This window comes from uncultured Psychrosphaera sp., from assembly GCF_947500655.1.
Taxonomy (GTDB): domain Bacteria; phylum Pseudomonadota; class Gammaproteobacteria; order Enterobacterales; family Alteromonadaceae; genus Psychrosphaera.
This window is the reverse complement of sequence record NZ_CANMSK010000014.1, coordinates 94,738-110,011: the sequence shown is the minus strand read 5'-3', so window position 1 is coordinate 110,011 and position 15,274 is coordinate 94,738. Positions and strand designations below refer to the sequence as shown.

Annotated in this window: 12 protein-coding genes and 1 pseudogene; 7 read left to right on the top strand and 6 right to left on the bottom strand. The window is 33.8% G+C overall.

Annotated features, from left to right (window positions below; all coding sequences use genetic code 11):
- The first annotated feature begins 109 nt into the window (after positions 1-109).
- Positions 110-742, top strand: a complete 633-nt coding sequence (gene nth / locus Q0940_RS12405) for an endonuclease III (RefSeq protein WP_299268970.1) — start codon at positions 110-112, stop codon at positions 740-742.
- A gap of 168 nt (positions 743-910) precedes the next feature.
- Here the strand turns inward: nth and Q0940_RS12400 are convergent, their stop codons facing one another.
- Positions 911-2,308, bottom strand: a complete 1,398-nt coding sequence (locus tag Q0940_RS12400) for a HAMP domain-containing sensor histidine kinase (RefSeq protein WP_299268968.1) — start codon at positions 2,306-2,308, stop codon at positions 911-913.
- A gap of 44 nt (positions 2,309-2,352) precedes the next feature.
- Positions 2,353-3,027 carry a response regulator transcription factor gene (locus Q0940_RS12395; protein WP_299268966.1) on the bottom strand — a complete coding sequence of 225 codons (675 nt, stop codon included), beginning with the start codon at positions 3,025-3,027 and terminating at the stop codon, positions 2,353-2,355.
- A 172-nt stretch (positions 3,028-3,199) separates the two neighbouring features.
- On the opposite strand from Q0940_RS12395, the gene Q0940_RS12390 reads away from it, so the two are divergent.
- From Q0940_RS12390 to Q0940_RS12375, 4 genes and pseudogenes are all read left to right on the top strand, one after another.
- Positions 3,200-3,595, top strand: a complete 396-nt coding sequence (locus Q0940_RS12390) for a diacylglycerol kinase (protein ID WP_299268964.1) — start codon at positions 3,200-3,202, stop codon at positions 3,593-3,595.
- Positions 3,583-5,592: an LTA synthase family protein gene (locus Q0940_RS12385; protein ID WP_299268962.1), complete on the top strand. Its 2,010-nt coding sequence runs from the start codon at positions 3,583-3,585 to the stop codon at positions 5,590-5,592. The genes Q0940_RS12390 and Q0940_RS12385 overlap by 13 nt, the downstream gene beginning before the upstream one ends.
- A 123-nt stretch (positions 5,593-5,715) precedes the next feature.
- Positions 5,716-7,395 (top strand): phosphoethanolamine--lipid A transferase, encoded by a 1,680-nt coding sequence (locus tag Q0940_RS12380; protein ID WP_299268961.1) that lies wholly within the window; start codon positions 5,716-5,718, stop codon positions 7,393-7,395.
- Between the two features lie 233 nt (positions 7,396-7,628).
- Positions 7,629-7,930: pseudogene (locus tag Q0940_RS12375) on the top strand (hypothetical protein); the annotation flags it as partial.
- A gap of 186 nt (positions 7,931-8,116) precedes the next feature.
- Here the strand turns inward: Q0940_RS12375 and Q0940_RS12370 are convergent.
- Positions 8,117-10,966 carry a pitrilysin family protein gene (locus Q0940_RS12370; protein WP_299268959.1) on the bottom strand — a complete coding sequence of 950 codons (2,850 nt, stop codon included), beginning with the start codon at positions 10,964-10,966 and terminating at the stop codon, positions 8,117-8,119.
- Positions 10,967-11,231: 265 nt separating this feature from the next.
- Positions 11,232-11,768 carry a redoxin domain-containing protein gene (locus Q0940_RS12365; protein ID WP_299268957.1) on the bottom strand — a complete coding sequence of 179 codons (537 nt, stop codon included), beginning with the start codon at positions 11,766-11,768 and terminating at the stop codon, positions 11,232-11,234.
- Positions 11,769-12,141: 373 nt separating this feature from the next.
- Here Q0940_RS12365 and Q0940_RS12360 point away from each other — a divergent pair, with 373 nt between their 5' ends.
- Together Q0940_RS12360 and Q0940_RS12355 are read left to right on the top strand one after the other, a co-directional pair.
- Positions 12,142-12,684, top strand: coding sequence for a cytochrome b (locus Q0940_RS12360; RefSeq protein WP_299268955.1), 543 nt, complete (start codon positions 12,142-12,144; stop codon positions 12,682-12,684).
- 83 nt (positions 12,685-12,767) lie between these two features.
- Positions 12,768-13,334 carry a YceI family protein gene (locus Q0940_RS12355; protein ID WP_299268954.1) on the top strand — a complete coding sequence of 189 codons (567 nt, stop codon included), beginning with the start codon at positions 12,768-12,770 and terminating at the stop codon, positions 13,332-13,334.
- 84 nt (positions 13,335-13,418) lie between these two features.
- Here Q0940_RS12355 and Q0940_RS12350 read toward each other — a convergent pair whose 3' ends face one another.
- Entirely contained in the window at positions 13,419-13,721 is a 303-nt protein-coding gene (locus Q0940_RS12350) for a DUF6170 family protein (protein WP_299268953.1), read from the bottom strand.
- A gap of 44 nt (positions 13,722-13,765) precedes the next feature.
- Complete coding sequence (locus Q0940_RS12345) at positions 13,766-15,190, bottom strand: peptide MFS transporter (RefSeq protein WP_299268952.1); 1,425 nt, start codon at positions 15,188-15,190, stop codon at positions 13,766-13,768.
- Between the last annotated feature and the right edge of the window lie 84 nt (positions 15,191-15,274).

Sequence of the window (15,274 nt, the reverse complement as noted above, 5' to 3'; positions counted from 1 at the left end):
GAACTCTAGGCTATATGAGTCCCATGCAATATGAAGAATTAAATTAACCCCGTGTCTACTTTTACGAGGTCACATCAAAGAATAAGTTGTAAGAGTTTAAAAAACGACGATGAATAAAGTAAAACGTTTAGAAATATTAACTCGATTGAGAGATGATAATCCTCACCCTACTACCGAGTTAGAGTTTTCAAGCCCATTTGAATTGTTGATCGCAGTTTTATTATCAGCACAAGCGACTGACGTCAGTGTAAATAAGGCAACCGCCAAGCTTTATCCTGTGGCCAATACACCAGAAGCTATTTTAGCTTTAGGTGTGGATGGCTTAAAAGAGTACATAAAAACCATTGGCTTATTTAATACCAAAGCCGAAAACACCATTAAAACCTGCAAAATGTTAGTTGAGCTGCATAATTCTGTTGTGCCAGAGGACAGAGCCGCCCTAGAAGCGCTACCAGGCGTTGGTAGAAAAACAGCTAACGTTGTACTCAATACTGCATTCGGCTGGCCTACTATCGCTGTAGACACACATATTTACCGTGTTTCCAACCGCACTAAACTCGCCATGGGCAAAACCGTCGATGATGTAGAACAAAAACTCCTCAAAGTCGTGCCAAAAGAATTTAAAGTAGACGTGCACCACTGGCTAATTTTACTAGGCCGCTATATCTGCGTAGCCAGAAAACCCAAATGTGGTGCATGTTTGATTGAAGACTTGTGTGAGTTTAAGGATAAGACTGAGTAACTTCTGTCTGCTACGATACGATAGCGGACGTTCCCCACTGATATAAATACGCATTGTTTGACTATAAATATTACCAATTAATCGAATAACCTGACTGGCAAAAATGCCACCTTTGAGTCATTCAATTTTGAATTGATTTTTGTCGAAGTTGAAACGAAGTAATGGAGATTAAAAAAGTACACTAAAAGTAATCACATTATCTTTATCTAATTTAACTGATATTTTTATATTCGCTCGTTCAGCTAATTTTCTAACAATAGCTAGACCTAGGCCAAAGTGTGTTTCTGAAGTTCTAGCCTGGTCTTTTTGCCACAACGGCTCAAACATATTGTCGATATCAGCTATGGTTATATTTTGCAGTGTTATGTTAGATATTTTAAGCGCTGGCTGCTTATTAATAATATCAAGCTCAATACTAACCTTGCTTTCTTCAGGACTATAATACACAGCATTATGAATAAGATTTGTTAGAATAGCTTCTAATGAAAACACGTCATTAGTAATGATAATATTATCAGCAATATTTGTATTAATTCTTTGTTCCAAATTAGGCGTAGTAATCGCTAATCGTTCTAAGATGCATAACACTTTATCTGATAAATCAATATCAATCATTGTTAAATGAAATTGCTCAGTATTGACTTTATTTAATAATAACAATGACTCTACAATGTTTTTCATGCGCGTAGATATTGATAAAACATCATCTTTATAGTTTTCGATAACTTCTTCATTTTCAGGGTATTTAATGGCTATTTCACTCACACTCATTAATTCTGTAATAGGTGTTTTTAACTCATGTGCAATATCTGAAGTTAATCGTTTTTCATTTTTAAGTAATGCGCGGTTTTCGATTAAAAATTGATTTAATTCATCAATAATTGTTTTAATTTCACTAGGAGGATAATCAATTATAAATTGATCTAATTCATTATTAATATCTATTTCTCTTATCTGCTTATTAAGTAAGGCTATTGGCTTTAACCCCTTAGAAACAATTTTATTCACTAAATAACGAACAAAAAAGGCAGTACCTATTGCGGTAAGTAAAAAAACAATATCAATTAATATTAAAATTCGCTCAAGAGTTGCATTAGAACGAGCAAAAACAAGCGATATAGGGGCTTGAACTTCGGTATGATTGTCATCAGTTACAGGGATGAACTTAAATAGAAAAACACGCCCACTTTCACCATCAGGTAAATTAGATTGTGCTATCACTTGTTCGCCAAGTAATAGTTCCGTGCGATTAAAGTTAAATTCAGGCGTTTGGCTTAGAGTAGAAGAATATTTTAATAAATCATTATTTGACCATATTTGAAAATACTCCCCATTTTCTGTACGACTAAACTCAGCCATCACATCCGTTAGCATAGATAATTGTAACGAATTGTCTTTATAGCTAATTAAATTAGCGAGACTTTTACCTTTTTGTTCTAAAGATTCATCAAATTGTTTATCTACATAAGTATCTACGCTTATGTCTAAAAATAATAAAACAATAAACAAAATGAAAGTGATAAGTGTTGTTATTTGCCTAACTAAAGATTGTCTGATCGATTTCATGTAAACCTTACTGTTCCTTTTTAAATATGCTTTGATTCGGTGTTTTAAACATTAGTCGCAACATAGCCAAATCCTCGTTTATTTTTTACAGGAAAAACAGCAGAAAATTGTTTCAATTTTTTACGAATAGACGAAATATGTGCTTCTAAAGAATTTTTATTAATAGCATCATATTTACCAACAATGTATTCCCCCATTTTTTCAGCACTCACTACTTTTTCTTTATTTATAAATAAACATTCTGTAATTTTATATTCTGTCGGGGTTAAGTTTATCGGTTTATCCTGAAAGCTAAATACTTTAGCTTGTAAATCAACCACAAAGTCATTAATGGTAATTAAATTGGATGTTCTTAATAGTTCGCCTCGTCTTGTTAAAGCGATAATTCGAGCATGTAATTCATCAAATGAAAAAGGCTTTGTCATGTAATCATCAGCCCCTTGAAATAGACCATCAATACGATCTGCGACTTGATCTTTGGCTGATAGAATTATTACTTTACTTTGCTTTTTATGTTTTCTTAACGATTTTAATATAGATAAACCATCAACACTAGGCAACATTAAATCTAAAATGATAATGTCATAATCATCAGATAAGGCCATAGCTAAAGCATCAGCACCATCACTTGCTTCATCAACAGCAAACCCTAAGCCAACTAGACCTATACGTAAACTGCGTCTTAATTTATCTGAGTCTTCAACAAGTAAAATATTCATACTAATCATCAATACCAATTTTTCTTTAATTTATCACGTCAAACTTAAGATTGACTGAATTTTTTACGCCACAACATAAACAGAACAGTCATCTTCATTATATAAATTATCACCTTCAGCAGACCTTAAGCTTCCCTTCAGACACCCTTAAGTTCGATTTGGTAACTTAAATATGAAGAATTATTTATTATTTGAGTTAATGATGACAATACAAAAAAACAAAGGATTTAAACGTATTTATCTAGCGTTTATTAATTCATTACAAGGCTTTAAATGGCTTATAAATAACGAAGCTGCTTTTCAACAAGAATTGATTATTATTTTATTATTATCAATTTTTAGTTGTTTTTTAAATATCAGCTTATTAATACATTTACTGCTTATTGTTTCACTGCTTTTAGTTTTATTAATTGAGGTAATTAATACTGCAATTGAGGCCACTATTGACCGTATTGGACTAGAACATCATTCTCTCTCTGGTTTGGCAAAAGATTTAGGCTCATTGGCTGTATTTATTAGTTTAGCTATAGCGGTTGCTACATGGGGAGTTGTTTTATGGGAACAATAACCCCCCTAAACATTGAACTAAATAATATAATAGACAATGTCGATGAGAAATTATTAATAACTCGTTTTAACAAAATAAAATCAAACCTAGGGCCAATTGGTGTTCTTCTAACTTTTTATGCTATTACGCTGCTGTCGTTAACCTTTATACGGCTAATATTAATTGTTTGGCAAGCAGAGCGAACATTAAATGAAAACGCATGGCCACAAATACTACTCAATGGTTTACGCATAGATATATCAATATTATCTTATTTTTTCATTATTCCTTTATTGATTAGTTTTATCGGTTTATTTCTTAACTTAAAAAATAGTTCAGGTGATCGAATATTACGATCATTTTTAAAGGGTTGGTTAATCGCCTCAGTAACCATATTAGTATTCTTTGAAGCAATAACACCTACCTTTATTTTAGAATATGATTTAAGACCAAACCGTCTATTTATTGAATATTTAATTTATCCTAAAGAAGTATTCTCAATGCTTTTTACAGGTTACAAAATTGAGATTTTAAGCTGTATTATTATTATGATTTTTACAACAAAACTTTCAATGAAGTTATTTGATACATCTTGGCAAGCGAAAACGGATTTACCCAAAAAATATTTAGCTTTATTAGGCATTAGTTTGATTTTTCTGTGTGCTTTAGGGGCAAGAGGTACATTGCAACATAGGCCAATTAATCCTGCTATGATGGCTTTTTCAACAGACCATTTAGTTAATGAGCTTACGTTAAATTCTCTTTATTCAACACTGTTTGCGTTAAAGCAAATGCAACTAGAAATGAGCAGTGCTGATTTTTATGGTGATAAGCCTTTTGATGAAGTCATAACACAGGTTCAACAATCATCGAACCTCGCAACAAACCAATATGTAAATGCCGAAATACCAACACAAGCTTTTCATACCGCAAGTTACCAGGGTAAACCGAAAAATATAGTGATACTTTTGCAAGAAAGTTTAGGTGCTCGTTATGTTGGCGGCTTAGGTGGTTTACCTTTATCGCCATCTTTAGATAAACTGATGAACGAAGGTTGGAATTTTACTAATTTATACGCAACAGGAACACGCTCTGTTCGTGGTATAGAAGCTATCATTACGGGTTTTTTACCTACCGTCTCTCGCTCTGTTGTAAAATTAGATAAGTCTCAAAAGAATTTTTTTACTATTGCAGACTTTCTAAAAAAACATAATTATTACACACAATTTATTTATGGAGGCGAAAGCCATTTCGACAATATGAAAGGTTTTTTCTTAGGTAATGGTTTTGAAGATATTGTTGATTATCCTAAATTTAATCATGTTGAATTTGAAGGCTCTTGGGGAGCTTCTGATGAAGATTTATATAACCAAGCCCATAAAGAATTTAACGAGCTAGCCAATAAAGAACAACCATTTTTTAGTTTGGTTTTTACCAGTTCTAACCACTCTCCTTATGATTTTCCTGATGGTAAAATTACATTACATGATAAAGAGAAAAGCACGCGTAACAACGCGGCTAAATATGCAGACTACGCATTAGGCACTTTCTTTGAGAAAGCAAAAAAATCAAATTATTGGGATAATACCATTTTTTTAATTGTTGCCGATCATGACTCTAGAGTTGCTGGTGCTGAATTAGTGCCGATAGAACATTTCCATATTCCTGCCGTAATTATTGGTAAAGATATTAAGGCAAAGCAAGATAGTCGATTAACGAGTCAAATTGATCTTGCCCCTACGTTATTATCGATAGCTGGTGTTAGTGGAACTCACCCGATGATTGGTCATGATTTAACGCAAATAATACCTAATGAAAAATTACGAGCATTAATGCAATATGATAAAAACTTTGCTTATATCACTCGCGATAATAAAGTATTTCTTCAACCTGACAAAGAGGCATTGGTTATCGCTAAATATAACTTATCTGCTGAAGAAAAATCACAACTCATTAAGCGAGCACAATCACATGCCATATTAGGGAGTAAACTTTATCAACAGGAGCTTTATCATTAAAAGAAAATTATTACTTATTGGTAACATTAAACAAAGCCAAATATTCAGTAATAATTCAGTTTAAATTAAGTCTTATTTAAGACTGGAAATGCACAATGTTATTTTTATTAAAGAGATAACATTGTGCAAAAAATATTTTCTAAAACGCTTTCGCTAAATTCTGCAACTATACTGTTAAGTCTCTATTTTTCAATTGTTTTTAATTTTCCATTTTTACAAAAAACGTATAGTGATTTAATCCAATTAGATAGATTTGACTTTGCCTACTTCATCTCTCTTCCGCTATTTTTAAGCACCGTTTTTATGCTTCTATTTAGTCTATTACCCCAAAGATATATTTATAAAACAGTCATTACTTCGCTTGTCTTTTTATCAGCTATATTTTGCTATGCGATAACTAGCTATGGAATTATTTTTGATTACGGAATGGTTGAAAATATGGTTGAAACATCAACGTCTGAAGCTTTTACTTATCTTAATTCATCCGCTATTTTTTATATAACATTATTAATAATTACGCCTGTCGTAATATTAAATAAAATCAATCCACAGTTAACTGATTTAAAAGTAAGCATAAATCACCGTTTAAAATTGATTGTTGCTGCACTGGTAATTTTTATCATTATTTTCTTTAGTCTGTATTCTAGCTACGCATCGGTTAACCGTAACAATAGAGATTTAGCTAAATATATCGTGCCAATTCCAACCTTAATTTCTGGTTATAAATACATTAAGCGCAATTATTTTTATACTCCAACGGTATTTCAAACGTTAGACACTACTCCTAAAATAAAAACATCGAACAATACCGATAAAAATATTATTGTGATGGTTGTAGGAGAAACCGCCAGAGCAAACAATTTTTCGTTAAATGGTTATCCTAAGCAAACAAACGAATATACAGAAAAACTTAATATACATTCTTTTAAAAAAATGTATTCCTGCGGAACAGCAACAGCCGTTTCTGTTCCTTGTATGTTTTCATTATTAAACAAAGAGCAGTTTAATAAGCAGTCGGCTTCTTCACAACAAAACCTACTAGACCTTGTGAAATTAGCAGGTGTAGATGTTTTATGGGTAGACAATAACGAAGGATGCAAGGGTGTCTGCAAGCGAGTAAACACCATTAATATTGATAAGAATAAAAGTAATCCTCTATGCGATGGTGACTATTGCTTTGATGAAGTATTACTTTCACAACTAGATAAGAAACTAACCAATTTAAGTCATCAAACAACATTGATTGTACTGCACTTAATGGGATCACATGGACCAACTTATTATCGTCGTTACCCACAAAAATTTTCAACGTTTTTACCTGACTGCCAACAAAGTGATATACAAAACTGCACATCAGAGCAACTAGTCAATACGTATGATAATACGATACATTATTCTGATTATGTGATTGCTGAAGTGATAAATAAATTAACTAAATTTACGAAAAATAATACACAGACGATAAATGCAGAAATGATTTATGTATCAGACCATGGAGAGTCATTAGGTGAAAACGGCCTATACTTACACGGCTTTCCATATGCTATTGCTCCTGTTGAGCAAACTCATATCCCTATGTTATTTTGGTCAAATACTATAGAGACTAATGTAAAAAATGATTGTGTAGAACAAAGTACGCAAACGGCTTTTAATCATGACAATATATATCATTCAATGCTTGGTTTACTTAATGTAGATTCAACGACATACAAAACTACACTTGATATTTTTAACTCATGTGATTTTAATGCTAATACGATCAATATTGCTAAAATTAAATTAGAAAAACACGAAGAATTATAATAATTATGGATAGTAAACTGATTCATCTATCCCCCGTGTCAGGCTATCACTCATAGTGTTCTTCAGTATATCTTCGACTGTTGGCAATGAGCTTAAACCAGCCCCACAAGTGAGCAGAAAATCTTGGCTAATATTGCCCTAAATATGATCCTGAATTTGCAGAGGCTTAATGTCCGCAATTGGCTAAAAGCAGACACTAGTTTTTGAGTCAGCCAAAATATCTACATTAATTATCTTTTGGCTGGCCTACTATCGCTGTGGACACACACATTTACCGTGTTTCAAACCGCACTAAGCTCGCCATGGGCAAAACTGTCGATGATGTAGAACAAAAACTCCTGCACTGCTCGTATGCCTTCCATGGCCTCCCAGTATAAGTATTTCCCTATACAAAAAAGTCGTGCCAAAAGAATTTAAAGTAGACGTTCACCACTGGCTAATTCTACTAGGCCGCTATATCTGCGTAGCCAGAAAACCTAAATGTGGGGCATGTTTGATTGAAGACTTGTGTGAATTTAAAGATAAGACTGATTAAACTTAACGACATGGCTCGACAAATCTAAATCGGTTTCGCCAATATCTTATGAAGATGTTTATCTTTCTTAAACCTTCCTTCCCCCTTAAAAACAGTAAATTATTGGTATCTCTTTAACTACCATTTTATCCAGACAATAAAAAAAGCAGCTTAAAGCTGCTTTTTTAGTTATAACGCTGTAGTTAATTACAATTTATAATCAACAACTTTCATTCCAAGCTTTTCAAGTTCAGGGCGAAGAGTCTTAGCATCACCTACCACTAAATAGACCATATCTTTAGTGTTTAAGTGTTTCTTAGCTAATTTGTTAATTTCTTCTTTGCTAATGCTACTCACAATTTTATTGCGGTCATCAACAAAACTTGGCGATAAATCATAATCTAAAATTTGTGCTAAAAAGGTCAATTTTGCATTCGGCGTTTCATATTTTAGCGCATCTTTTTGATTGATTGCTTTTCGCATAAACATAAGCTCATCATCAGTGATCCCTTGCTCTGAATAGCTCATTAGTTCATTAGTGAACTCTGTTATAGACGCTGCTGTAGCATCAGCTCTTACCGCAGCAGATGCGGTGAAACCACCTGACGTTTTATCACCCCAAAAGCGTGAACGGGCGCCATACGTATAGCCTTTATCTTCTCTTAGATTTAAATTGATACGACTGTTGAATGTACCACCTAAAGCAAAGTTCATTAAATTAGCTTTAAAAAACTCACCAGTAATATCTTCAACCATATCACGTCGCCCAATTCTGATTTCAGATTGAGGCGCCGCTGGTTTATCAACTAAATAAATAACGTTGGTTTCTACTTTTGGCTCAGTAAAATCAACCGTAAACGTTGGTGATTTACCTTCCCAATTAGCAAAAGCTGCTGTCACTTTAGGCTCGACTTTTGCTTTAGCTAAATCTGAAACAATTATAATTTCAGCACCTTGAGGTTTAAAGTTTGTCTTATAAAAAGCTTTAACATCATCTAACTTAATCGCTGAAATACTTTCAAGACTACCGCTTTTTGCTAAACCGGCAATGCTGCTACCATAAAGTAATTTGTTGTAGGCATTTGATGCCAAGTAACCAGCATCTTTCATTGAGTGTTGAATATTTTGTAAAGTTTGTTGCTTATTACGTTCAAAATCATCTTTATTAAACGCAGGTTTGAACAGTTTTTCTTTTACTAGTTCAAGTGTTGCATCAAGGTTTTTGGTAAGCGTAGAAACATAAATATTAGTGTGTGTTTTATCTGCATATATATTGATATTACTGCCAAGCTTCTCAAGCGCATTGCTCATTTCTTCGGTTGTGTGGTCTTCAGTTGACTCACCTAATAGTGACGCGGTTAAAGAAGACAGACCAACTTTATCAATAGACTCATTATATACACCGCCCGGTACTTTGATGAAGATAGCCGTTGTTGGTGTTTCTGTGCTTTGCGTGCCTAGTAGAGTTATACCATTTTTAGTTTCCGTTTCCCACAATGTAGGGACTTCCACCGCTGGGTTTACACCGGCTTTAGGTTGAACACTACGATCAAAAGTATCGACTGCGCGACGTGCTACTAAATCGTCTGCCGACGTTGTTGATGGACCACCGAAGTCGTGCGTTTTAGGTGTAAAGTTATCAGCAGCTGCAATCAGTTTAGATTGCCCTTCTGGTACCACACTCATAATAACGGCAAACTTACCTTTAATATATTGATTGAAAACACGCATAACATCTTCTTTAGTTACTGCATTGTATCGAGCAATATCCGTTTTGATGTAATTTGGGTTACCTGTAAATGTTTCAGAAGCAGCAAGTTGTGATACTTTACCTGCAACGCTTTGCAGACCAAATATTGAACTTGATTCAATTTTAGCTTTTATTTTATCCAGATCATCTTGTTTTACACCGCGTTTTTCAAACTCTTCAAATGAGTTGCGTACAACCTTTTCTAGATCTGCAAGTGTTTTTCCTGATGCCGGATTAGGTAATGCATAAATACTTACCGAGCAAGCAAGTTCACTACAAGGGTGATTCATACTAGCTTGAACAGCAAACTGGGTCTTAACTAAGTTTTTATACAATAACGAGTTGTTACCTCCGCCGATTATCTCTGCCAATACATCTAGAGGAGCTTCATCTTCAGAACGTGCATAAGTCGTTGGAAAGTTCATACTTAATAGCGGTAAGTGAACTTTATCTTCCATTGAAATATAACGATCTTGTGTAAGGGTTACTGACATTGGTTTAACGTCTGGAACTTCTGGCCCAGCAGGAATAGGCGCAAAATATTTTGTAACCAAAGGGAGTATTTCTTCAGCACTTATATCGCCGCCAATAGTAAGCGTTGCATTATTAGGGCCGTACCATTTTAAAAAGAAGGCTTTTAGATCATTTACGTTTACACGATTTAAATCATCCATAAAACCAATAACTGGCCATGAATAAGGATGACCATCAGGATATAAAGCTTGAGATACTCTCTCGCTCATACGTCCATAAGGACGGTTATCTATCCGTTGTCCACGTTCATTTTTAACTGTTTCACGCTGAACTTCGAATTTTTCTTGTGTCACTGCATCAAGTAAAAAACCCATTCTGTCGGCTTCTAGCCATAACATTTTTTCTAATTGGTTTACTGGAACCGTTTCAAAATAATTAGTGCGATCTGAATTAGTTGTACCATTTAAAGTACCACCGGCTTCTGAAATTATTTTAAAATGCTCTTCATCCGCAACATTTTCTGAGCCTTGAAACATCATATGTTCAAAAAAATGAGCAAAACCAGACTTCCCTAATTCTTCACGTGCAGAGCCTACATGGTAGGTAACATCAACATGGACTAAAGGATCGGAGTGATCTTCATGCACAATAACGGTCAAACCATTATCTAATTTGTATTTTTTATAAGGAATATTGATTTCATCAGGGTTAGCCTGTAATGACTCTACAAGCGTTACTCCTGGGATAGTATGCGTTGAATTGCTTTTTTCACCACCACAGGCTGTTAAGCCTGTACTGAGTAATAAAGTTAGGGCTATTTTTGTTAGTTTCATTTTTTCGTCCTGTTTAAATTTAACTACCTTAACCACCTACTTTAAATGAAGTTAGTTAAATTTGTAAACTAAAAATGAGTTTTACTTTTTATTATTACCACATTCTAAATTTTTAAGTTAATTACCTGTATAAATTGAATTTTTAGGTAATTTTATGCTTTTAAATTGAATGTAAGTGAGCACATAACGATGAGATAAGGCGACTATGCTTACAATCCTATAAGTAATAAAACCTTACTACATTACTCACTCGTAAAAAGTTCAGCTAATAACTAAGCGTTCCACGAATTGGATAGTCATCTTGACCACGAACAAAGCTTAAGCCCCTTACCACAACATCTAACTCTGGACGTAAAAATGGCGTGTTAGATATATTAATCGCCTGTAAAAGCCCTTCTTCATTAATCACAAACAATCCCGGCTCAGCAAAGTTATGATCTGTTTCTTGTTCAGAACGCGGCGCTGAAATATATAAACCTAACGCTTTCATTTGATGTTCTGTTAAACCATAAGCAATGGGGTAAGTTATGGTTAGCTTTTCCATTGTCTCTTCAAGTTGTACTCTTGAATCAGCTGAAACAGCAGAAACACTCACGCCAATAGCTTTCAATGCTTCTTGGTGCTCTTCTAATAGATTTAAGTATCGTACGCACAAAGGACAATGTTTACCTCTGTATACCACAACCATTTGCCAATCAGCATCACCGTGCGCTTTACCTAAGTTAACAACCGTGCCATCCAAAAGTGTCGCTTCCGTTAATGGAAAAGCATCGCCTGCGGTGAGTTTAATTGAATTTTTCATAGAGCCTCTTTTTAAATTAGTAAGTTAAATTATGTTAATAAATACATTGTTTGTTTTACTACAAAAGCGTTTAATAACTAGAAGTTATGTAGCATACACCGACCTTTTTATGCATATTGATTACAAAGACTATTTCCAAATCTTATGTAATTTACACATTCAACTTAAGTTGAACGAGCTTCAGCTGATTTAATTTCATTCCCTATAAAAAAATATAGTAAACAACTGATTATAATATTTATATTGAAAATAAAGTGAAAGGTATTTACATTAAAACCGTTCTATTAAACAGAACGATATTGCATATTATTTGAAATATACCTGTAAAAAATAGAGTGTAAGATGGTTCAAGTTTAACAAGAGGTATTACGTAATGTTAAAAAACTCAATCACAAAGTATGGGTTAATTAGTACTTATATTCACTGGATAACTGCAGTTATGGTATTTTCGTTATTTGGTGTTGGTTTTTGGATGGTGGATTTAAACTACTACAGTGAATGGAACAAGACAGCGCCTTATTACCATAAAGCCTTTGGTTTAATACTATTATTTATTACGCTTTTTAGAATTGGCTGGAAAGTTACAAATATTGCACCAAAAGAACTTGGTGAAAATAAAATTGAGAAAAACTTAGCTAAAATAGCGCATTTAACACTTTACGGATTACTCTTAGTTATCATGTGTAGCGGTTATTTAATATCAACAGCTGATGGGCTAGGAATTGATTTCTTTAATATAGTGACTATTCCTTCTGTGGGAAGGCTATTTGAGCACCAAGAAGATATTGCAGGTAATGTACACGAGATTGCGGCTTATATTCTTATAGCTATGGTTTGTTTACATGCATTAGCGGCGTTAAAACATCATTTTATTGATAAAGATGATACTGTAAAACGTATAACAAAATTTAAATAAACAGAGCTTATAATATGTTCTACATAAAGAATGCTCTGGATAAATAACACTTTAAATAATTAACTTAAAAATAAAGGATAAACATGAAAAAATTAACACTTAGTTTAGTTGGTTTATTAGCCTTAACGGCAAGCCAAGTTGCAACTGCTGCAGATTATGTATTAGACATTAAAGGTGCTCACGCATTTATTAACTTTAAAGCAAGCCATTTAGGTTATAGCTTATTAACCGGTCGTTTTAATAAATTTGACGGTAAATTTACTTACGACGCTGACAATATTGGCGCAACTAAGATCACAGTAAACATTGATGCAACAAGTATCGACAGCAACCATTCTGAACGTGATAAACATTTGCGTGGTAGTGACTTCTTAGCAGTTGAAGAATTTCCTACGGCTAAGTTTGTTAGTACAAAAGTAACTGAAACAGCTGACGGTAAATTAGAAGTTGCTGGTGACTTTACATTACACGGCGTGACTAAAAATATCGTTATTGATGCAACTAAAATAGGTGAAGGTAAAGATCCGTGGGGTGGTTACCGCGCAGGTTTTGCTGGTACTACAACAATAGATGTTAATGACTTCGGTTTTAAAGCAGCTTGGGTTGGTAAGGTTGAATTAGAATTACTAATTGAAGGTATTAAGCAGTAATTTTTAATTATTGTTTAAGAGCTCCATCTTAAAATAAATAAAGGGCGTTTAAACGCCCTTTTTATTTTCCTGTTATTTATTGTTTTAATTAACACCTTGTTTAACTTGTTCAACACATTCTGGTAAATATGCTTTTACAAAGTAAATAGAAAGTGGCTTTGTAATTAACGGATAAAGTAAAAACAATAAAAATATCCAAGCTAAGACTGACCAGTTTTGCTCATTCGCAATCAAAAAAAATATCGGCGCGATAAACAAAAATTTAATACTGTGTAATATGGCTTTTTTAGGTAGCGGCAACTTTTCTTTTGCCATTTCTAAAGCCAACATGCGTTGGGTATAAGTTAAGCCAGAAAATACAGGGAGTTTACTTGTGTTAAATATCATGATTATTTATCACTAATTTGTCTTCATAAATAACAGCCACAGAGTTACATCCCTTCATGCGTAGCAACTACTGATACTTCTTGTTCTAATCTTTTCTCTTCATCAGAGTCCTGCTCATTTTCAGTAACATGCATCCACTTAACAAGTGTATTTGATAGCAAATAAACAATCAGAGCGGTAACAAGTCCGGCAAGCGCTATAGATGAGAAAATAATAAATGCGTTTTCTATTTGTTGCTCTCCCCTTCCCATTGTCGTGCCAACAACAGCAGCAAGTTTATTTGCCAATGCACTACAAAATACCCACACCGCGATTAACAATGAGGTTAATTTCACCGGTGCCAACTTACTAATACTAGATAACCCGATAGGAGATAAACATAACTCAGCTAATGTATGGAATAAATAAGTAAACACTAAAAATAACATACTGACTTTTATGCTTTCATCTCCGCCTTGTAGAAAAGTAGCTAACACCATAACTAAAAAACCAAGGGATAAAAGCACCATAGCAATAGAGAATTTAACCGGGGATTTTGGCTCTTTATCACCCAATTTACACCATAAAGATGCAACATAAGGTGCAAACAAAATAAGGAACAAACCATTTAACGCTTGAAACCAAGTTGCAGGGACTTCAAAGCCAATAAAACTTCTGTCGGTAAACTCAGAAGCATAAATAGTAAACAAACCACCAGCTTGCGCAAAACCAACCCAAAAAACGATTGAAAAAACACTCATCAATAGAATGACTTTGGTTCTGTCTTTTTCATCTTGAGTTAAGGCTTTTACATTTTCATCTACTCGTTTTTTCTTGGCAACTTTAGCGCTAGGATCTATCCCTAAATCACCTAAATAACGTTTAGAGTAAATCAGCTGGGTGATTAAGCCAATCAACATTCCAAAACCAGCAATCGCAAATCCATAATGCCAATTTACTTTTTCACCAATCCCACCAATAATTAATGGTGAAATAAATGCACCTAAATTGATACACATATAAAAAATGGTAAATCCACCAACACGTCTGCTTTCATCATCTTTAAATAAACCAGAAACTAAGCCGGACATGTTAGTTTTAAATAACATGTTACCAATAACAATTAATAATAAGCCTGCGTACAAAAATTGAGTTTCAAGCCCTTGAATAACATCAGATGGTATGGCTAAAGTAAAATATCCAAAAGATAATAAAAAACCACCATAGGTTATGGCTTTTCGTTGCCCTAACACATTGTCAGCAAGCCAAGTGCCGAACAAAGGTAGGATATAAATCAACATGGTAAAGGTACCATATAAATTCAATGCAGCTGTGGTCGTCCACCCCATACCATTATTGGAGGTTGCCGCAACTAGGTACAATACTAATAAGGCACGCATTCCATAATAACTAAAGCGTTCCCACATATCTGTGTTTGCTAATAAAAATAAGCCTCTAGAATAACCTAGTATTTCTTTTTCTTGTGTCATTTATTAACCATACTTGAATTTAATTACCATATTTCAATGTGATGTAGATATTTGCAAAAAAGCCCTAATAAAAGGGCTTTAAAT

Excerpts from the sequence above, each read along its gene's own strand:
- nth (WP_299268970.1), top strand. The coding sequence starts at position 110 with ATGAATAAAGTAAAACGTTTAGAAATATTAACTCGATTGAGAGATGAT.
- Q0940_RS12400 (WP_299268968.1), bottom strand. The coding sequence starts at position 2,308 with ATGAAATCGATCAGACAATCTTTAGTTAGGCAAATAACAACACTTATC.
- Q0940_RS12395 (WP_299268966.1), bottom strand. The coding sequence starts at position 3,027 with ATGAATATTTTACTTGTTGAAGACTCAGATAAATTAAGACGCAGTTTA.
- Q0940_RS12390 (WP_299268964.1), top strand. The coding sequence starts at position 3,200 with ATGAAGAATTATTTATTATTTGAGTTAATGATGACAATACAAAAAAAC.
- Q0940_RS12385 (WP_299268962.1), top strand. The coding sequence starts at position 3,583 with ATGGGAACAATAACCCCCCTAAACATTGAACTAAATAATATAATAGAC.
- Q0940_RS12370 (WP_299268959.1), bottom strand. The coding sequence starts at position 10,966 with ATGAAACTAACAAAAATAGCCCTAACTTTATTACTCAGTACAGGCTTA.
- Q0940_RS12365 (WP_299268957.1), bottom strand. The coding sequence starts at position 11,768 with ATGAAAAATTCAATTAAACTCACCGCAGGCGATGCTTTTCCATTAACG.
- Q0940_RS12360 (WP_299268955.1), top strand. The coding sequence starts at position 12,142 with ATGTTAAAAAACTCAATCACAAAGTATGGGTTAATTAGTACTTATATT.
- Q0940_RS12355 (WP_299268954.1), top strand. The coding sequence starts at position 12,768 with ATGAAAAAATTAACACTTAGTTTAGTTGGTTTATTAGCCTTAACGGCA.
- Q0940_RS12350 (WP_299268953.1), bottom strand. The coding sequence starts at position 13,721 with ATGATATTTAACACAAGTAAACTCCCTGTATTTTCTGGCTTAACTTAT.
- Q0940_RS12345 (WP_299268952.1), bottom strand. The coding sequence starts at position 15,190 with ATGACACAAGAAAAAGAAATACTAGGTTATTCTAGAGGCTTATTTTTA.